Origin of the sequence: Chryseobacterium sp. SIMBA_029, from assembly GCF_046535275.1 — a bacterium.
Classification (GTDB): Bacteria; Bacteroidota; Bacteroidia; order Flavobacteriales; family Weeksellaceae; genus Chryseobacterium.
The window spans coordinates 1-303 of record NZ_JAWRXA010000167.1 but is presented as its reverse complement, the minus strand read 5'-3'; the positions used below and the strand labels follow the sequence as shown (position 1 = coordinate 303).

The 303-nt window shown below is 38.9% G+C and carries 1 protein-coding gene; it reads left to right on the top strand.

The genetic code is table 11. From position 1 onward, the window contains the following. Positions 1-157: 157 nt before the first annotated feature. Positions 158-303, top strand: a 146-nt coding sequence (locus tag SB679_RS23665; protein ID WP_410704708.1) for a class I lanthipeptide, incomplete at its 3' end; no start/stop codon positions are given.

Below are 303 nucleotides of genomic sequence, written 5' to 3'. Positions count from 1 at the left end.
GAAGATCAATTAAACAAAGTAAAAGGCGGACAGAAAGGCAATACGGACCTAGAGCTTGAAGGAGGAAGCTGGAGCTGTGTAGGAGCATCTTGCAACGGATGTGGATAGTCAACAATCAATTAATTAACCAATTCATTAACAATAAAAAATAATAACAATGAGCAACAAATCAGTAAAACTAGGAAAAGAAGTAACGCTTAACAAAGACGCAGTTACCAAACTACAGGAAGATCAATTAAACAAAGTAAAAGGCGGACAGAAAGGCAATACGGACCTAGAGCTTGAAGGAGGAAGCTGGAGCTG